Source organism: Mesorhizobium sp. M0088 (genome assembly GCF_040322895.1).
Taxonomy (GTDB): Bacteria; Pseudomonadota; Alphaproteobacteria; order Rhizobiales; family Rhizobiaceae; genus Mesorhizobium.
This window is the reverse complement of sequence record NZ_JAMYUI010000051.1, coordinates 1-15,118: the sequence shown is the minus strand read 5'-3', so window position 1 is coordinate 15,118 and position 15,118 is coordinate 1. Positions and strand designations below refer to the sequence as shown.

The 15,118-nt window shown below is 61.8% G+C and carries 28 protein-coding genes; all 28 read right to left on the bottom strand.

Annotation, left to right across the window (positions count from 1 at the left end; all coding sequences use genetic code 11):
- Nucleotides 1-126: 126 nt before the first annotated feature.
- Nucleotides 127-558 carry a 50S ribosomal protein L17 gene (gene rplQ, locus NKJ67_RS34630; RefSeq protein WP_352585812.1) on the bottom strand — a complete coding sequence of 144 codons (432 nt, stop codon included), beginning with the start codon at nucleotides 556-558 and terminating at the stop codon, nucleotides 127-129.
- 104 nt (nucleotides 559-662) lie between these two features.
- Nucleotides 663-1,673, bottom strand: coding sequence for a DNA-directed RNA polymerase subunit alpha (locus tag NKJ67_RS34625; RefSeq protein WP_023812081.1), 1,011 nt, complete (start codon nucleotides 1,671-1,673; stop codon nucleotides 663-665).
- 102 nt (nucleotides 1,674-1,775) lie between these two features.
- Nucleotides 1,776-2,165, bottom strand: coding sequence for a 30S ribosomal protein S11 (gene rpsK / locus NKJ67_RS34620; protein WP_006205444.1), 390 nt, complete (start codon nucleotides 2,163-2,165; stop codon nucleotides 1,776-1,778).
- Between the two features lie 138 nt (nucleotides 2,166-2,303).
- The gene (gene rpsM, locus NKJ67_RS34615) at nucleotides 2,304-2,672 is read right to left on the bottom strand and encodes a 30S ribosomal protein S13 (protein WP_013531437.1); all 369 of its coding nucleotides are present in this window, start codon (nucleotides 2,670-2,672) and stop codon (nucleotides 2,304-2,306) included.
- A gap of 210 nt (nucleotides 2,673-2,882) precedes the next feature.
- Entirely contained in the window at nucleotides 2,883-3,479 is a 597-nt protein-coding gene (locus tag NKJ67_RS34610) for an adenylate kinase (RefSeq protein WP_013531436.1), read from the bottom strand.
- Entirely contained in the window at nucleotides 3,476-4,816 is a 1,341-nt protein-coding gene (secY, locus tag NKJ67_RS34605; RefSeq protein WP_352585810.1) for a preprotein translocase subunit SecY, read from the bottom strand. Before secY ends, NKJ67_RS34610 begins: the two co-directional genes overlap by 4 nt.
- A 192-nt stretch (nucleotides 4,817-5,008) precedes the next feature.
- Nucleotides 5,009-5,485: a 50S ribosomal protein L15 gene (gene rplO / locus NKJ67_RS34600; RefSeq protein WP_013531434.1), complete on the bottom strand. Its 477-nt coding sequence runs from the start codon at nucleotides 5,483-5,485 to the stop codon at nucleotides 5,009-5,011.
- 22 nt (nucleotides 5,486-5,507) lie between these two features.
- A complete protein-coding gene (gene rpmD / locus NKJ67_RS34595) occupies nucleotides 5,508-5,705 on the bottom strand; it encodes a 50S ribosomal protein L30 (protein ID WP_006205449.1) in 198 nt (65 codons plus the stop codon).
- 24 nt (nucleotides 5,706-5,729) lie between these two features.
- Nucleotides 5,730-6,293, bottom strand: a complete 564-nt coding sequence (rpsE, locus tag NKJ67_RS34590; RefSeq protein ID WP_006333394.1) for a 30S ribosomal protein S5 — start codon at nucleotides 6,291-6,293, stop codon at nucleotides 5,730-5,732.
- Nucleotides 6,294-6,441: 148 nt separating this feature from the next.
- The gene (gene rplR / locus NKJ67_RS34585; RefSeq protein WP_292337893.1) at nucleotides 6,442-6,801 is read right to left on the bottom strand and encodes a 50S ribosomal protein L18; all 360 of its coding nucleotides are present in this window, start codon (nucleotides 6,799-6,801) and stop codon (nucleotides 6,442-6,444) included.
- A 124-nt stretch (nucleotides 6,802-6,925) separates the two neighbouring features.
- Nucleotides 6,926-7,459, bottom strand: a complete 534-nt coding sequence (gene rplF / locus NKJ67_RS34580; protein WP_013895694.1) for a 50S ribosomal protein L6 — start codon at nucleotides 7,457-7,459, stop codon at nucleotides 6,926-6,928.
- 89 nt (nucleotides 7,460-7,548) lie between these two features.
- Nucleotides 7,549-7,947 (bottom strand): 30S ribosomal protein S8, encoded by a 399-nt coding sequence (gene rpsH, locus NKJ67_RS34575; protein ID WP_013531431.1) that lies wholly within the window; start codon nucleotides 7,945-7,947, stop codon nucleotides 7,549-7,551.
- Nucleotides 7,948-7,959: 12 nt separating this feature from the next.
- Nucleotides 7,960-8,265 (bottom strand): 30S ribosomal protein S14, encoded by a 306-nt coding sequence (gene rpsN / locus NKJ67_RS34570; RefSeq protein WP_013895695.1) that lies wholly within the window; start codon nucleotides 8,263-8,265, stop codon nucleotides 7,960-7,962.
- A gap of 27 nt (nucleotides 8,266-8,292) precedes the next feature.
- The gene (gene rplE / locus NKJ67_RS34565; RefSeq protein ID WP_127270613.1) at nucleotides 8,293-8,871 is read right to left on the bottom strand and encodes a 50S ribosomal protein L5; all 579 of its coding nucleotides are present in this window, start codon (nucleotides 8,869-8,871) and stop codon (nucleotides 8,293-8,295) included.
- Nucleotides 8,864-9,178 (bottom strand): 50S ribosomal protein L24, encoded by a 315-nt coding sequence (gene rplX, locus NKJ67_RS34560; protein WP_013531428.1) that lies wholly within the window; start codon nucleotides 9,176-9,178, stop codon nucleotides 8,864-8,866. The genes rplE and rplX overlap by 8 nt, the downstream gene beginning before the upstream one ends.
- A 12-nt stretch (nucleotides 9,179-9,190) precedes the next feature.
- Nucleotides 9,191-9,559 carry a 50S ribosomal protein L14 gene (gene rplN, locus NKJ67_RS34555; RefSeq protein ID WP_006205457.1) on the bottom strand — a complete coding sequence of 123 codons (369 nt, stop codon included), beginning with the start codon at nucleotides 9,557-9,559 and terminating at the stop codon, nucleotides 9,191-9,193.
- Between the two features lie 83 nt (nucleotides 9,560-9,642).
- Entirely contained in the window at nucleotides 9,643-9,882 is a 240-nt protein-coding gene (gene rpsQ / locus NKJ67_RS34550; RefSeq protein WP_010909280.1) for a 30S ribosomal protein S17, read from the bottom strand.
- Nucleotides 9,883-9,893: 11 nt separating this feature from the next.
- Complete coding sequence (gene rpmC, locus NKJ67_RS34545; RefSeq protein ID WP_006205459.1) at nucleotides 9,894-10,094, bottom strand: 50S ribosomal protein L29; 201 nt, start codon at nucleotides 10,092-10,094, stop codon at nucleotides 9,894-9,896.
- A gap of 13 nt (nucleotides 10,095-10,107) precedes the next feature.
- A complete protein-coding gene (gene rplP / locus NKJ67_RS34540) occupies nucleotides 10,108-10,521 on the bottom strand; it encodes a 50S ribosomal protein L16 (protein ID WP_013531427.1) in 414 nt (137 codons plus the stop codon).
- A gap of 27 nt (nucleotides 10,522-10,548) precedes the next feature.
- Nucleotides 10,549-11,274, bottom strand: a complete 726-nt coding sequence (gene rpsC, locus NKJ67_RS34535) for a 30S ribosomal protein S3 (protein WP_013531426.1) — start codon at nucleotides 11,272-11,274, stop codon at nucleotides 10,549-10,551.
- Nucleotides 11,274-11,663, bottom strand: coding sequence for a 50S ribosomal protein L22 (gene rplV / locus NKJ67_RS34530; RefSeq protein ID WP_006205462.1), 390 nt, complete (start codon nucleotides 11,661-11,663; stop codon nucleotides 11,274-11,276). The genes rpsC and rplV overlap by 1 nt, the downstream gene beginning before the upstream one ends.
- Before the next feature lie 2 nt (nucleotides 11,664-11,665).
- A complete protein-coding gene (gene rpsS / locus NKJ67_RS34525) occupies nucleotides 11,666-11,944 on the bottom strand; it encodes a 30S ribosomal protein S19 (RefSeq protein WP_006205463.1) in 279 nt (92 codons plus the stop codon).
- 16 nt (nucleotides 11,945-11,960) lie between these two features.
- Nucleotides 11,961-12,794 carry a 50S ribosomal protein L2 gene (rplB, locus tag NKJ67_RS34520; protein WP_024505067.1) on the bottom strand — a complete coding sequence of 278 codons (834 nt, stop codon included), beginning with the start codon at nucleotides 12,792-12,794 and terminating at the stop codon, nucleotides 11,961-11,963.
- Nucleotides 12,795-12,816: 22 nt separating this feature from the next.
- On the bottom strand, nucleotides 12,817-13,110 hold the full coding sequence (locus NKJ67_RS34515) for a 50S ribosomal protein L23 (RefSeq protein ID WP_013531424.1): 294 nt from the start codon (nucleotides 13,108-13,110) through the stop codon (nucleotides 12,817-12,819).
- On the bottom strand, nucleotides 13,107-13,727 hold the full coding sequence (gene rplD / locus NKJ67_RS34510) for a 50S ribosomal protein L4 (RefSeq protein ID WP_013531423.1): 621 nt from the start codon (nucleotides 13,725-13,727) through the stop codon (nucleotides 13,107-13,109). Before rplD ends, NKJ67_RS34515 begins: the two co-directional genes overlap by 4 nt.
- Nucleotides 13,727-14,455 carry a 50S ribosomal protein L3 gene (gene rplC / locus NKJ67_RS34505; protein ID WP_013531422.1) on the bottom strand — a complete coding sequence of 243 codons (729 nt, stop codon included), beginning with the start codon at nucleotides 14,453-14,455 and terminating at the stop codon, nucleotides 13,727-13,729. The genes rplD and rplC overlap by 1 nt, the downstream gene beginning before the upstream one ends.
- A gap of 61 nt (nucleotides 14,456-14,516) precedes the next feature.
- Nucleotides 14,517-14,825 (bottom strand): 30S ribosomal protein S10, encoded by a 309-nt coding sequence (gene rpsJ / locus NKJ67_RS34500; RefSeq protein WP_010909272.1) that lies wholly within the window; start codon nucleotides 14,823-14,825, stop codon nucleotides 14,517-14,519.
- 69 nt (nucleotides 14,826-14,894) lie between these two features.
- The coding region (locus tag NKJ67_RS34495) for an EF-Tu C-terminal domain-related protein (protein ID WP_502902439.1) at nucleotides 14,895-15,118 on the bottom strand (224 nt) is incomplete at its 5' end.

The window sequence follows — 15,118 nt, the reverse complement described above, 5'->3', positions numbered from 1 at the left end:
CTCCTGACACAAACAGTCCAAGACACTTCAATCACATAACAAAAAACCCCGCCGAAAATCGACGGGGTTTGTCAGCAGTCTGAGGGGCCCGCAGGCCCCTTTGAACTCATTTGGGAAAACCGAGCCTTATGCGGCTGCGGCGTCCGTTTCAGCGCTTTCGGCTTCGATGCGAGCGCGGTCGCCGGCGCCTTTGGCCGAAACGTCGCGATCGACGAACTCGATGACGGCCATGGCGGCGTTGTCACCGTGACGGAAGCCCGCCTTCATGATGCGCAGATAGCCGCCATTGCGGTTGGCGTAGCGCGGCGCGATGGTATCGAACAGACGCTTGACGACGCCTTCATTGCCGATCTGCGCAATGACCTGGCGGCGGGCGTGCAGGTCGCCGCGCTTGCCGAGCGTCACCAGCTTCTCGACGATCGGACGCAGGTCCTTCGCCTTCGGCAAGGTCGTGACGATCTGCTCGTGCTCGAGCAGCGACACGGCGAGGTTGGCGAACATCGATTTGCGATGGCTAATGCTTCGGGCGAAGCGACGGCCTTTGAAACCGTGGCGCATGGCTCTTTTCCTTCTTCAGTTGTTCAAGAGGCCGCGGCCTCTGATGGTTTTCCGCATGACCGTCGGATCGAGCGGCCCACGCCGCCCATCCTTGGAATTCATGCTCAATATTGGTCTTCGTAACGCTTAGCGAGATCTTCGATGTTTTCCGGCGGCCAGTCCGGCACTTCCATGCCGAGGTGCAGGCCCATCGCCGCCAGGACTTCCTTGATCTCGTTCAGCGACTTGCGGCCGAAGTTCGGGGTGCGCAGCATCTCGGCTTCGGTCTTCTGGATCAGGTCGCCGATATAGACGATGTTGTCGTTCTTCAGGCAGTTGGCCGAACGCACCGAAAGCTCGAGTTCGTCGACCTTCTTGAGCAGCGCCGGGTTGAAGGCGAGCTCGGTGACGGCCTCGGCGGCGACTTCCTTCTGCGGCTCGTCGAAGTTGACGAACAGGCCGAGCTGGTCCTGCAGGATGCGGGCGGCGAAAGCCACCGCGTCCTCGCCGGTGATCGAACCGTCGGTGTCGATCGTCATGGTCAGCTTGTCATAGTCGAGAACCTGGCCCTCGCGGGTGTTCTCGACCTTGTAGGAGACCTTCTTGACCGGCGAATAAAGGCTGTCGACCGGGATCAAGCCGATCGGCGCGTCTTCGGCGCGGTTGCGGTCGGCCGGCACGTAACCCTTGCCGGTGTCGACGGTGAATTCCATGCGGATTTCAGCGCCTTCGTCCAGCGTGCAGATGACGTGGTCGGGGTTGAGGATCTCGACGTCGCCAACCGTCTGGATGTCGCCGGCAAGAACAGCACCCGGTCCCTGCTTGCGAACGACCATGCGCTTGGGACCATCGCCTTCCATGCGGATGGCGATTTCCTTGATATTCAAGACGATGTCGGTCACGTCCTCGCGCACGCCGGCGATGGACGAGAATTCATGCAGAACGCCGTCGATCTGCACGGCGGTAACAGCCGCACCGCGCAGCGAAGACAGAAGCACGCGGCGCAGCGCGTTGCCCAGCGTCAGGCCAAAGCCACGCTCGAGAGGCTCGGCGACCAGCGTGGTCAGCGTCTTCTTCTTCGACGAGAACTCGATCTTGTTCGGCTTGATCAGTTCCTGCCAATTTTTCTGGATCATGATGCTTTCCTTCCGTTGACCCGCCACCATCCAATCGTGGCGGGCGACCTGGAATGCCGCGGAGGAGCGCCCAAGGGCGCTCGCGCGGCGTTCGGTAAATGCTTAGACGCGACGCTTCTTGCGCGGGCGGCAGCCATTGTGCGGGATCGGCGTCACATCACGGATCGAGGTGATGGTGAAGCCGGCCGCCTGCAGGGCGCGCAATGCCGATTCACGACCGGAGCCGGGTCCGCAGACCTCGACTTCGAGCATGCGCATGCCGTGTTCCTGGGCCTTCTTGGCAACATCCTCGGCAGCCATCTGGGCAGCGAACGGGGTCGACTTGCGCGAACCCTTGAAGCCCTGGGCACCGGCCGACGACCAGGCAATCGAATTGCCCTGCGCGTCGGTGATGGTGATCATCGTGTTGTTGAAGGTCGAATTGACGTGGGCAACGCCCGACGAGATGTTCTTGCGTTCGCGACGGCGAACACGAGCGGCTTCCTTGGCCATGATAGTCCTTTCAGTTGATCTCTACACCGCCGTAATGCCAGCGGCTCCACCCAGGGGAAGGCAGTAGCGAATATGGCAGTAGGGCAGTATGTCTGCCGTCCCTATTGCCGTACTGCCCTACTCCCTTACTGCCCTAAATTACTTCTTCTTGCCGGCGATCGACTTGGCCGGGCCCTTGCGGGTGCGCGCATTGGTATGCGTGCGCTGGCCGCGGACCGGCAGCGAGCGGCGGTGACGCAGGCCGCGGTAGCAGCCGAGGTCCATGAGCCGCTTGATGTTCATCGAGACTTCGCGGCGCAGGTCGCCTTCAACCTGGTAATCGCGGTCGATGGTTTCGCGGATCTGCAGCACTTCCGCGTCGGTAAGCTGGTTGACGCGGCGCTCGGCCGGGATGCCGACCTTGTCGACGATCTCCTGGGCGAACCGCTTGCCAATGCCGTGAATGTATTGAAGCGCAATGACAACGCGCTTGTTGGTCGGAATGTTGACGCCGGCTATACGAGCCATGTTCTTCCCTTCTCCATGTGGGCCGGCCAATCCTCAAAAACGAGGCGGGCACGGCGCTGTCTTAAGTTGCCCCGCGTCCGGTGGAGGCCGGCCCATGCGGGAGTTTCCAGTTCAATGCGGCTGCCTTGCCCTTGCGGACAAGCAAAGCTCATGCCTGATAGGAAGACGGGCCGCCATACCGCAGCGAACCGCCTCCGTCAAGTGCAATCGTTAATTTCCCCGCACTGCGTCCTTGAGCACCGCTTCGATCTGTTCCGTCACGGCGTCGATATCGGCCATGCCGTCGACACTGCGGAGCTTGCCCTTGGCATAGTAGTAGCCAATCAGCGGCGACGTCTTCTTGTAGTATTCCCTCAGGCGCTCTTCGAACACGGTCGGGTTGTCGTCCTTGCGAACGGGAAGGCCGGCGGCCTGCGCCTCGTCGGCGCGCTTGACGATCCGGCCAACCAGGGCCTTGTCGTCGACCACGAGCTCGATGACGGCGTCGAGGCCCTGGGAGCGATCCGACAGCATCTGCTCGACCGCATCCGCCTGCACCAGGGTCCGCGGATAGCCGTCGAGGATGAACCCCTTGGCGCAGTCGGGCTGATCGATACGCTCGGCGACGATCGCGTTGACGATCGCGTCGGACACCAGTTCACCGGCATCCATCACCGCCTTGGCGCGCTTGCCGACTTCGGTGCCTGCCTGGACGGCAGCACGCAGCATATCGCCCGTCGAGAGCTGGGGTATGCCGTGTTTTTCTACCAGTCTTTGTGCTTGCGTCCCCTTGCCCGCTCCTGGCGGCCCAAGCAATATCAACCTCATCTGGCTTTCTTCCCCCCGCGCAGCTTCGACTTCTTGATCAGGCCTTCATACTGGTGCGCGATCAGGTGGCCCTGAATCTGCGCAACCGTATCGAGCGTGACACTGACCACGATCAGAAGCGATGTGCCACCAAGGTAGAATGGTACGCCAGTCGCCGAGATCAGGAACTCCGGCAACAGGCACACCAGCACCAGATAGATGGCGCCGACGACGGTGATGCGGGTGAGAACGTAATCGATGTAATCGGCGGTGCGCTCGCCCGGACGATAGCCCGGGATGAAGCCCGAATGCTTCTTGAGCTGGTCGGCGGTTTCCTTCGGGTTGAAGACAATCGCAGTGTAGAAGAAGGCGAAGAACGCGATCATCGCCGCATAGAATGCCATATAGAGCGGCTGGCCGTGGCCGAGTGCGGCCAGGATCGTGCTTGCCCAGGCCGGCATGTTGGCCGTCTGCGAGAAGCCCGCGACGGTGGCCGGCAGCAACAGCAGCGACGAGGCGAAGATCGGCGGAATGACGCCCGCCGTATTGAGCTTCAGCGGCAGGTGCGATGTATCGCCCTGGAACATGCGGTTGCCGACCTGGCGCTTCGGATACTGGATCAGCAAGCGGCGCTGGGCGCGCTCGAAGAACACGATGAGCGCAATGACGACGACGGCCAGCACGATGATCGCCAGGATCAGGCCGGTCGACAGCGCGCCAGTGCGGCCAAGCTCCAGCGTGCCGGAGATGGCGTGCGGCAGGCCGGCGACGATGCCGGAGAAGATGATCAGCGAAATGCCGTTGCCGATGCCGCGGGCGGTGATCTGCTCGCCGAGCCACATCAGGAACATGGTGCCGCCGAGCAGCGTGAGGACGGTCGAGACGCGGAAGAACATGCCGGGATCGCTGACGATGCCGTTGCCGCCTTCCAGACCGACAGAAATGCCATAGGCCTGAACCAGCCCAAGCAGCACGGTACCGTAGCGCGTGTACTGGTTGATGACCTTGCGGCCCTGCTCGCCTTCCTTCTTCAGCGCTTCCAGCGACGGGATGACCGAGGTCATCAGCTGCATGATGATGGAGGCGGAGATGTAAGGCATGATGCCGAGCGCGAAGATCGCCATGCGCTCCACGGCGCCGCCGGCGAACATGTTGAACATGCCAAGCACGCCCTTGCTCTGCGAGGAGAAGGCCTGGGCGAAGGCGTCGGGATTGATGCCGGGAAGCGGGATGTAGGTGCCGAGGCGATAGACAAGCAGCGCGCCGATCGTGAACCAGATGCGCTTCTTCAAATCCTCCGCCTTGGCGAAGGCCGAGAAATTCAGATTCGAGGCTAATTGTTCAGCAGCCGAAGCCATACCTGATTCTCCGCTTGGTAACGCTTGATGGCCCTGAGGTCAGGCGGCGCGTTTCACCGAAGCTCACGAGATAAGCTCCGGGCTCTAAACATGCAAGCGGCGGCGTGGACGCGGCCGCCTCGTCGAGCAGATCAAAGCGCAATCGTGAGCAAAAACGGATCCCACTCCTGCCGATCGCGCTTCAAATTGCCGTTACTCGGCAGCTGCCTTTTCCTGCGGCAGCTTGACCGAACCGCCGGCCTTTTCGATCTTCTCGATCGCGGCCTTGGAGGCGCCGGCGACGTCAAAGGCGAGCTTCGCCTTGATCTCGCCGTCCGAGAGGATGCGCACGCCGTCCTTGACGCGGCGGATGACGCCGGCGGCAACCAGCGATTCAGCCGTCACGGTCGCCTTGGCATCGAGCTTCTTGGCATCGATGGCCACCTGGATGCGGGCCAGCGACACGACGGTGAAGCTCTTGGCGAAGATGTTGTTGAAGCCACGCTTCGGCAGGCGCCGGTAGAGCGGCATCTGGCCACCCTCGAAGCCGTTGATGGCGACGCCGGAGCGCGCCTTCTGGCCCTTGACGCCGCGACCGCCGGTCTTGCCGGAGCCGGAGCCGATACCACGGCCGAGACGCTTCTTGGAGTGCGTCGCGCCGTCCTTGTCACGCAGATCGTTGAGTTTCATCTGAGTTCTCCTGCGCTCTGGCTCAGCCCTCGTCCACGACGCGGACGAGATGCTGGACGGCAGCGATCATGCCGCGCACGGAGGGCGTATCTTCCAGCGTGCGCTGCTTGTGCATCTTGTTGAGGCCGAGGCCGACCAGCGTCGCGCGCTGTTCCTTCGGACGGCGGATCGGCGAACCGATCTGCTCAACGGTGATGGTCTTGGTTGCTTTCTTGGCCATGGTCAAAATCCCTGGTCAGATCGACTATTCTTCAGCCGCAACGGCGGTGCCGCGGCGGGCCTGAAGGGTCGAATACTTGATGCCGCGAGCAGCAGCCACATCCTTGGGATGCATCTGGCTCTTCAGCGCGTCGAAGGTGGCGCGAACCATGTTGTAGGGGTTCGACGAACCCATCGACTTGGCGACCACGTCATGCATGCCGAGCGTCTCGAAGACAGCGCGCATCGGGCCACCGGCGATGATGCCGGTACCTTGCTTGGCGGCGCGCAGCAGCACGCGTCCAGCACCCCAGCGTCCTTCGACGTCGTGATGCAGCGTACGGCCCGAGCGCAGCGGCACGAAGATCATGTCGCGCTTGGCCGATTCAGTTGCCTTGCGGATGGCTTCCGGCACTTCGCGCGCCTTGCCGTGACCAAAGCCGACGCGGCCCTTCTGGTCGCCGACGACGACGAGTGCTGCAAAACCGAAGCGACGGCCGCCCTTGACGACCTTGGCGACGCGGTTGATGTGGACGAGCTTGTCCACCATGCCGTCATCGCGTTCTTCACGATCGCGGCCGCGGCCGCCATCCCTACGTTCCTGTGCCATATCCTGTTCCTTGTTTTTTTCCGGAAGCACGGTTGCTGATAAGATCCGGTGCCTCGCCCCGAATAAATCGGGAAACGGTCACCGGGGGCGAAATCAATTCCTTCGCATAATCCCTATCCGAAAAGTCTGCAACTTTTCGGGACTATGCTTAGAAGCTCAAGCCGCCTTCGCGGGCAGCCTCGGCGAGCGCCTTGACGCGGCCGTGATAGATGTAGGCACCGCGGTCGAAAACGACTTCCTTGACGCCGGCCTTGGTGGCGCGCTCGGCGATCAGCTTGCCGATCGCGGCGGCGGCGGCGGTGTCGGCGCCGGTCTTGAGCGAACCCTTGAGGTCCTTCTCGAGCGTCGAAGCGGCAGCGATGGTGTGCCCCCGGGCGTCGTCGATGACCTGCACGTAGATGTTCTTCGACGTGCGGTGGACCGACAGACGCGGACGCTCGCCGGCGACCTTCTTGATCTGACGACGGACGCGCTGCGCGCGGCGCTGCGTGGATTCCTTGGTACCCATGATGGTCTTCCTTGCCTTCAAAAAACGGGGGCCGCCATATGCGGTAGGCGAAAGCGCCTCCCGCGACCGCTCCCCGCGGCGTTACACTTCTTGGCTTGGCCTCAACTTCTCGAGGCCAGGCCCGCTACTTCTTCTTGCCTTCCTTGCGGACGATCTTCTCGCCGGCATAGCGGACGCCCTTGCCCTTGTAGGGCTCGGGACCGCGATACTCGCGGATCTCGGCCGCAACCTGGCCGACTTGCTGCTTGTCGATGCCGGCCACGGTGATTTCGGTCGGCTTCGGCACGGTAATGGTGATGCCGGCCGGCGTCTCATAGACGACGTCATGGCTGAAGCCAAGCGCCAGCTGCAGGTTCTTGCCCTGAAGTGCCGCGCGATAGCCGACGCCGGTGATCTCGAGCTTCTTCTCGAAACCGTCCTTGACGCCCTGCAGGATGTTGACGATCTGCGTGCGCGACATGCCCCACTTGGAGCGGGCGGTCTTGGTCTGGTCGCGCGGCTGGACAGCGATCTCGCTGCCTTCCATCTTGACCAGCACTTCGTCGTTCACCACGAACTTCAGCTCACCCTTGGGGCCCTTCGCCGTCACGGTCTGGCCGTTGACGGTCGCGGTCACGCCCTGCGGCAGCGAAACGGGTTTCTTTCCAATACGAGACATTTTGTTGTCCTCGTCACTTCTCTTGTTTCAGGTCTCTGTCTTCGGGAACGATCCGGAGACCGGATTCCACTTTGCGGTCAACTGCCAGATCAGAAGATCTGGCAGAGGATCTCACCGCCGACGTTCTGTTCACGTGCTTCATGGTCGGCCATCACGCCCTTCGGTGTCGAAAGGATGGCGATGCCGAGGCCGTTGGCGACCTGCGGAATCGACTTGGCCGACACATAGACGCGGCGGCCTGGCTTCGAGACGCGGGCGATTTCGCGCACGACCGGCGCGCCGTCGAAATACTTCAGCTCGATCTCGATTTCGGACTTGCCGTTGTCGAAGTCGGTCTGGCTGTAATCGCGGATATAGCCTTCAGCCTTCAGCACGTCGAGGACGCGGGTGCGCAGACGCGAAGCCGGCGTCGAAACGCTCGACTTCTTGCGGCCGTACGCGTTGCGGATGCGGGTCAGCATATCGCCGAGAGGATCGCTCAATGACATGTTATGTCCTCCTTACCAGCTCGACTTGACCAGGCCCGGGATCTGGCCGTTATTGCCGAGATCACGAAGCGCGATGCGCGATACTTTGAGCTTGCGATAGTAGGCGCGCGGACGGCCGGTGACTTCGCAGCGGTTGCGGATGCGGATCTTGGCCGAGTTGCGCGGCATGGCGGCAAGCTTGAGCTGAGCGCGGAAACGCTCTTCCATCGGCTTGGACTGATCCATGATTATCGCCTTCAGGGCAGCGCGCTTGGGACCGTACTGGTCGGCAAGCTTGCGGCGCCTGTTGTTCTTCTCGACTGAGCTGGTCTTTGCCATTTCAGATTTTTCCTTTTCTCGCTGCCGTTACTGGCGGAAGGGGAAGTTGAAAGCCTTGAGCAATGCCCTGGCTTCGTCATCCGTCTTCGCAGTCGTACAAACGATGACGTCCATGCCCCAGATCTGATCAACCTTGTCGTAGTTGATCTCCGGGAACACGATGTGTTCCTTGATGCCCATGGCGTAGTTGCCACGGCCATCGAAGCTCTTCGGATTGAGCCCGCGGAAGTCGCGGACGCGTGGCAGTGCGATGTTCACGAGACGGTCGAGGAACTCGTACATACGTTCCTTGCGCAGCGTGACCTTAGCGCCGATCGGCATCTTCTCGCGGACCTTGAAGCCGGCGATCGAGTTGCGGGCGCGGGTGACGACGGCCTTCTGGCCGGCGATCATCGCCAGGTCTTCGGCCGCGATCGAAGGCTTCTTCGAATCGGCGGTCGCTTCGCCAACGCCCATGTTCAGCACGATCTTGTCGATGCGCGGAACCTGCATCTCGTTGTCGTAGCCGAACTGTTCCTGCAACGCCTTGCGGATGGTCTCGTTGTAGACCTGCTTGAGGCGCGGCGTGTTGTTCGCGGTCGCCTGCTTGGATTGAGCCTTAGCCATTGATGACTTCTCCCGAGCGCTTGGCGACGCGCACCTTCTTGCCGTCCTTCTGGAAGATGAAACCGACGCGGGTCGGCTTGCCATCCTTGGGGTCGGCCAGCGCGATGTTCGACAGCTGGATCGGCGCTTCCTTGGTGATGATCCCGCCCTCTTGGGACTGGGACTGCTTCTGGTGACGACGGATCATGTTGACGCCGCGCACCAGCGCGGTGTCTTCCTTCGGCTGCACCGAGAGGACTTCGCCCGAACGGCCCTTGTCCTTGCCGGCCAGCACGACGACCTTGTCGCCTTTTCTAATCTTTTGCATTGGTCCGGCTCCTTACAGCACTTCAGGCGCGAGCGAGATGATCTTCATGTGGTTCTTGGCGCGGAGTTCGCGCGGAACCGGTCCGAAGATACGCGTGCCGATCGGCTCTTTCTTGTTGTCGACGAGAACGGCCGCGTTCTTGTCGAAACGGATCACGCTGCCGTCCGGGCGGCGGATGTCCTTGGCCGTGCGAACCACGACCGCCTTCATCACATCGCCCTTCTTTACGCGGCCGCGCGGAATGGCTTCCTTGATCGACACCACGATGATGTCGCCCACGGAAGCGTATTTCCGCTTCGAGCCGCCCAGCACCTTGATGCACATGACACGACGGGCGCCGGAATTATCCGCGACGTCGAGGTTTGTTTGCATCTGAATCATGACTGGCCGCCTTCTTCTCTTCTAACGGGATGGGCTCAAGGCCCCTCCCCGGTCTGTCCAAAATTCGTTGTTTACGCCCGAGGTCAGGCTTGGTCCGAAGACACGACGATCCAGCGCTTGTCCTTGGAAATCGGCTTCGATTCCTGGATGAACACCTGATCGCCAACCTTGTGGGCGTTGTTTTCGTCGTGCGCCTTGTACTTCTTGGTCATGCGCACGGTCTTCTTCATCACGGGATGCGTGAAGCGCCGTTCGACCTTGACGACAACCGTCTTCTCGTTCTTGTCGCTGACGACGGTGCCCTGCAGAATGCGCTTTGGCATGGTTTTCGTCCTTAAGCCTTCTTAGCCGCGGACTTTTCCGCAGCGATGGTCTTGATACGCGCAATATCCTTACGGACCTGTCTCACGCGCGCGGTCTTCTCGAGCTGGCCGGTGGCCTTCTGGAAGCGCAGGTTGAACTGCTCCTTCTTCAGGCTGGCCAGGTCGTCGGTCAGCTGGTCCTGGGTCTTGGTCCGGATGTCTTCGGCTTTCATGATCAGCCCGTCCTTATTCTGCGATGCGCTGCACGAAGCGCGTCTTGACCGAGAGCTTGGCCGCGCCGAGACGCAGTGCCTCACGGGCGGTTTCTTCATTGACGCCGTCGATCTCGAACATGATACGGCCCGGCTTGACGCGCGCCGCCCAGTAGTCGACCGCACCCTTGCCCTTACCCATGCGGACTTCGGTCGGCTTCGAAGTGACCGGCACGTCCGGGAAAATACGGATCCAGACGCGACCAGCGCGCTTCATTTCACGCGTGATCGCGCGGCGGGCCGCCTCGATCTCACGTGCGGTGACGCGGTTCGGCTCAAGCGCCTTCAGCCCGAAACCACCGAAATCCAGGTTGGTGCCGCCCTTTGCGGTACCATGGATACGGCCCTTGAACTGCTTGCGGAACTTTGTGCGCTTTGGCTGCAGCATCGTTCTAACTCCAAATTCCTAAATGTCTCAGGCGTTTTCGCGACGACGACCGCGTTCGCGATCACCACCACCGCCATGCGCTGCATCGCTTTCGCTGGCCCGACGCTCCGAAGCCATCGGGTCATGCTCAAGGATTTCGCCCTTGAACACCCAGACCTTGACGCCGCAGATGCCATAAGCCGTGTGCGCTTCGGCCGTACCGTAGTCGACGTCCGCACGCAGAGTATGCAGCGGCACGCGGCCTTCGCGATACCATTCCATGCGCGCGATCTCGGCGCCGCCGAGGCGGCCGGCGCAGTTGATGCGGATGCCTTCGGCCCCGAGGCGCATCGCCGACTGAACGGCACGCTTCATGGCGCGGCGGAACGCGATACGACGCTCGAGCTGCTGGGCGATCGACTGGGCGACCAGGGTCGCGTCGATTTCCGGCTTGCGCACTTCAACGATGTTGAGGTGCGTCTCGGACTTCGTCATCTCCATCAGCTTCTTGCGAAGCTTCTCGATGTCGGCGCCCTTCTTGCCGATGATCAGACCCGGGCGCGCGGCGTGGATGGTGACGCGGCACTTCTTGTGCGGACGCTCGATCACGACCTTCGAGATGGCAGCCTGCTTGAGCTCCTTCTCGAGATACTTGCGGATCTTGATGTCCTCATGCAGCAGCTTGCCGTACTCGCCGGTGTTCGCGAACCAGCGCGAATCCCAGGTGCGGTTGATGCCGAGGCGAAGACCGATCGGATTGACTTTCTGGCCCATTATGCGGCCTCCCCTTTTTCTTCGACTTCACGAACGACGATCGTGAGGTGCGAGAACGGCTTCTCGATACGGCTGGCGCGACCGCGGCCACGGGCATGGAACCGCTTCATGACGATCGACTTGCCGACATAGGCTTCCGCCACGATCAGCGCATCGACATCCAGGTCGTGGTTGTTTTCCGCGTTGGCGATTGCCGATTCCAGCGTCTTCTTGACCGTGCCGGAAATCCGCTTGGCCGAGAATTCGAGATCGGAAAGCGCTGTCGCGACCTTCTTGCCGCGGATCAGCGCGGCAACGAGGTTGAGCTTCTGCGGGCTGATACGGATCGTGCGCAATACGGCGCGCGCTTCGTTATCAGCAAGCCTGCGCGGAGCTTTGGCCTTGCCCATGATTATTTCCTCTTCGCCTTCTTATCCGCGCCGTGACCGTAATAGGTCCGGGTCGGAGCGAATTCACCGAACTTGTGACCGACCATGTCCTCGTTCACCGAGACGGGAACATGCTTCTGGCCGTTGTAGACACCGAAGGTGAAGCCGACGAACTGCGGCAGGATGGTGGAGCGACGGCTCCACATCTTGATCACCTCATTGCGACCACCTTCACGAACCTTGTCCACCTTCTTGAGAAGGTAGCCGTCAATGAAGGGGCCTTTCCAAATCGAACGAGTCACTTGGCGTTACCTCTTCTTAGCTCTTGCGCTGATGGCGCGAGCGCAGGATGAACTTGTCGGTCGCCTTGTTGGACCGCGTCTTCTTGCCCTTGGTCGGCTTGCCCCAGGGCGAAACCGGATGGCGGCCACCCGAGGTGCGGCCTTCACCGCCGCCGTGCGGATGGTCGACCGGGTTCATGGTCACGCCGCGATTGTGCGGGCGCTTGCCACGCCAAACCGTGCGACCGGCCTTGCCGTCATTGATGTTGCCGTGGTCCGGATTGGACACGGCGCCGACAGTGGCCATGCAGGAGCCGTGAACGACACGCTGCTCGCCCGAATTGAGGCGCAGGATCGCCATGCCCTGGTCACGACCGACCAGCTGACCGTAACCACCTGCCGAACGGGCGACCTGAGCGCCCTTGCCCGGCTTCAGCTCGATGTTGTGGACGATGGTGCCGACCGGCATCGAAGCCAGCGGCATCGCATTGCCCGGCTTCACATCGACCGATTCACCGGAGACGATCTTGTCGCCGGGAGCCAGACGCTGCGGAGCGATGATGTAGGACAGCTCGCCATCGTCATACTTGATCAGCGCGATGAAGGCGGTGCGGTTCGGATCGTATTCAATGCGCTCGACCGTGCCGACGACGTCGAACTTGCGGCGCTTGAAGTCGATGATGCGGTACGAACGCTTGTGACCACCGCCGATGAAGCGGGCGGTGATGCGACCGTGATTGTTGCGGCCGCCCGACTTGGTCAGGCCTTCGGTCAGACCCTTGACGGGCTTGCCCTTGTAAAGACCCGAGCGGTCGACGATGACCAGCTGACGGGTGCTGGGCGTTACCGGGTTGAATTTTTTCAGTGCCATTGTTCTGTCCTCGCGGCCTTGCTCAGAGACCCGTCGCGACGTCGATCGACTGACCATCGGCCAGCGTCACAACCGCCTTCTTGACGTCGCTCTGGCGGCCAACCGTGCCACGGAAGCGCTTGATCTTGCCCTTGCGGACAAGCGTGTTCACGGCCATCACCTTGACGCCGAACAGCGCTTCGACGGCGGCCTTGATTTCCGGCTTCGACGCCTTCTTGGCGACGTTGAAGACGACCTTGTTCTGCTCGGAGGCCATGGTCGACTTTTCGGTGATCGCCGGCGAGACGATCACGTCGTAATGACGAAGGTCGGTCATTTAAAACGCTCCTCGAGAGCCTCGACGGCGGCCTTCGAAAGGACCAGCGTGCCGCGGCGCAGAATGTCGTAGACGTTGATGCCCTGGATGGGCAGCACGTCGATGTTGGGGATGTTCGTCGCCGCCAGCTTAAAGTTCTTGTCAAGCTCGGCGCCGCCGATCAGCAAAGCGTTGGTCAGGCCCAGCGTCGCGAAATTCGCGATCAGCGCCTTCGTCTTGGCCTCGGTCAGCTTCAGCTCGTCGATGATGATGATCGACGCGCTCTTGGCCTTGGCCGAGAGAGCATGCTTGAGGCCGAGAGCACGAACCTTCTTCGGCAGTTCGTGCTCGTGGCTGCGAACGACCGGCCCGTGGGCCTTGCCGCCGCCGCGGAACTGCGGAGCGCGTGCCGAATGGTGACGGGCGCGGCCCGTACCCTTCTGCTTGTACATCTTGGCGCCGGTGCGCGCGATCTCGGCGCGACCCTTGGTCTTGTGCGTGCCCTGCTGCTTCTTGGCAAGCTGCCAGCGCACGACGCGCTGCAGGATGTCTTCGCGCGGATCAAGGCCGAAAATCTCGTCGGAGAGTTCCACCTTGCCGGCGTCCTTGCCGCCCAGCGTTGTGATCTTGAGATCCATTATTCCGCTCCCTCTGTGGCCGGAGCCTCGTTCTTGGCGCCACTTTCGGCAGCAACGGCGCGGATCGCGGCAGGCTTCGGCGCATTGGCCGGCAGTGCCACCTTGGCCGCATCGCGGACCAGGATCCAGGCGCCCTTCGATCCGGGAACCGCACCGCGGATCAGGATCAGGCCGCGGTCGGCGTCGGTCGATACGATCTCGACATTCTGCGTGGTGACGCGGGTGTCGCCCATGTGGCCAGCCATATGCTTGCCCTTGAACACCTTGCCCGGGTCCTGACGCTGGCCGGTCGAACCGTGCGTACGGTGCGAAACCGAGTTACCGTGCGTTGCACGGCCACCGCCCATGTGGTGGCGCTTGATGACGCCCTGAAAGCCCTTGCCGATCGTCGTGCCCGTCACATCGACCTTCTGGCCGGCGACGAAGTGCTCGACAGTGATCTCGGCGCCGACATCGATCATGTTGTCGGCGGAGACGCGGAACTCGGCGACCTTCGCCTTCGGCTCGACGGAAGCGGTCGCGAAATGGCCGCGCATCGCCTTCGACGTGTTCTTCACCTTGGCAAGGCCAACGCCGAGCTGAACGGCGGTGTAGCCATTCTTCTCTTGCGTGCGCTGGGCCACGACCTGGCAGTTCTCCATCAGGAGAACGGTGACGGGAACATGTTCCCCGGCATCGTTGTAGATGCGGGTCATTCCCACCTTCTTTGCAATCACACCTGAACGCATCGGTTCAATTCCTTTAGAGTTCCGGGCCAGGGGCACCGCCCCTTACCGCGCTCTCATTCCCTTAGAGCTTGATCTCGACGTCGACGCCGGCGGCCAGATCGAGCTTCATCAAAGCATCGACCGTCTGCGGAGTCGGATCGACGATGTCGAGCAGACGCTTGTGCGTGCGCATCTCGAACTGCTCGCGGCTCTTCTTGTCGACGTGAGGCGACCGGTTGACCGTGAACTTTTCGATCCGCGTCGGCAGCGGAATGGGGCCGCGGACGTTTGCGCCGGTACGCTTGGCCGTCGACACGATTTCCTTCGTCGAGGCGTCGAGCACGCGGTGGTCAAACGCCTTAAGGCGGATGCGGATATTCTGTCCGTTCATGCGTCACTTCCTTGTTCTGGCGCGGCGCGGGCAACTCCCGCGCCCGCGACAGATCGGTTTAAGTCCAAATTACTCTTTGATGGTGACGACGATGCCGGCACCGACGGTGCGGCCGCCTTCACGGATAGCGAAGCGCAGCTTCTCTTCCATGGCGATCGGCACGATCAGCTCGACATCGACCGTGATGTTGTCGCCCGGCATCACCATCTCGGTGCCTTCCGGCAGCGACACGATGCCGGTCACGTCGGTCGTGCGGAAGTAGAACTGCGGACGGTAGTTGGTGAAGAACGGCG

Coding starts and splice junctions, on each gene's coding strand:
- rplQ (WP_352585812.1), bottom strand. CDS start 558: ATGCGCCACGGTTTCAAAGGCCGTCGCTTCGCCCGAAGCATTAGCCAT.
- NKJ67_RS34625 (WP_023812081.1), bottom strand. CDS start 1,673: ATGATCCAGAAAAATTGGCAGGAACTGATCAAGCCGAACAAGATCGAG.
- rpsK (WP_006205444.1), bottom strand. CDS start 2,165: ATGGCCAAGGAAGCCGCTCGTGTTCGCCGTCGCGAACGCAAGAACATC.
- rpsM (WP_013531437.1), bottom strand. CDS start 2,672: ATGGCTCGTATAGCCGGCGTCAACATTCCGACCAACAAGCGCGTTGTC.
- NKJ67_RS34610 (WP_013531436.1), bottom strand. CDS start 3,479: ATGAGGTTGATATTGCTTGGGCCGCCAGGAGCGGGCAAGGGGACGCAA.
- secY (WP_352585810.1), bottom strand. CDS start 4,816: ATGGCTTCGGCTGCTGAACAATTAGCCTCGAATCTGAATTTCTCGGCC.
- rplO (WP_013531434.1), bottom strand. CDS start 5,485: ATGAAACTCAACGATCTGCGTGACAAGGACGGCGCGACGCACTCCAAG.
- rpmD (WP_006205449.1), bottom strand. CDS start 5,705: ATGGCCAAGAAAGCAACCAAGACCATCACCGTTGAGCAGATCGGTTCG.
- rpsE (WP_006333394.1), bottom strand. CDS start 6,293: ATGGCACAGGAACGTAGGGATGGCGGCCGCGGCCGCGATCGTGAAGAA.
- rplR (WP_292337893.1), bottom strand. CDS start 6,801: ATGGGTACCAAGGAATCCACGCAGCGCCGCGCGCAGCGCGTCCGTCGT.
- rplF (WP_013895694.1), bottom strand. CDS start 7,459: ATGTCTCGTATTGGAAAGAAACCCGTTTCGCTGCCGCAGGGCGTGACC.
- rpsH (WP_013531431.1), bottom strand. CDS start 7,947: ATGTCATTGAGCGATCCTCTCGGCGATATGCTGACCCGCATCCGCAAC.
- rpsN (WP_013895695.1), bottom strand. CDS start 8,265: ATGGCAAAGACCAGCTCAGTCGAGAAGAACAACAGGCGCCGCAAGCTT.
- rplE (WP_127270613.1), bottom strand. CDS start 8,871: ATGGCTAAGGCTCAATCCAAGCAGGCGACCGCGAACAACACGCCGCGC.
- rplX (WP_013531428.1), bottom strand. CDS start 9,178: ATGCAAAAGATTAGAAAAGGCGACAAGGTCGTCGTGCTGGCCGGCAAG.
- rplN (WP_006205457.1), bottom strand. CDS start 9,559: ATGATTCAGATGCAAACAAACCTCGACGTCGCGGATAATTCCGGCGCC.
- rpsQ (WP_010909280.1), bottom strand. CDS start 9,882: ATGCCAAAGCGCATTCTGCAGGGCACCGTCGTCAGCGACAAGAACGAG.
- rpmC (WP_006205459.1), bottom strand. CDS start 10,094: ATGAAAGCCGAAGACATCCGGACCAAGACCCAGGACCAGCTGACCGAC.
- rplP (WP_013531427.1), bottom strand. CDS start 10,521: ATGCTGCAGCCAAAGCGCACAAAGTTCCGCAAGCAGTTCAAGGGCCGT.
- rpsC (WP_013531426.1), bottom strand. CDS start 11,274: ATGGGCCAGAAAGTCAATCCGATCGGTCTTCGCCTCGGCATCAACCGC.
- rplV (WP_006205462.1), bottom strand. CDS start 11,663: ATGGGCAAGGCCAAAGCTCCGCGCAGGCTTGCTGATAACGAAGCGCGC.
- rplB (WP_024505067.1), bottom strand. CDS start 12,794: ATGGCACTGAAAAAATTCAACCCGGTAACGCCCAGCACCCGTCAGCTG.
- NKJ67_RS34515 (WP_013531424.1), bottom strand. CDS start 13,110: ATGACCGACCTTCGTCATTACGACGTGATCGTCTCGCCGGCGATCACC.
- rplD (WP_013531423.1), bottom strand. CDS start 13,727: ATGGATCTCAAGATCACAACGCTGGGCGGCAAGGACGCCGGCAAGGTG.
- rplC (WP_013531422.1), bottom strand. CDS start 14,455: ATGCGTTCAGGTGTGATTGCAAAGAAGGTGGGAATGACCCGCATCTAC.
- rpsJ (WP_010909272.1), bottom strand. CDS start 14,825: ATGAACGGACAGAATATCCGCATCCGCCTTAAGGCGTTTGACCACCGC.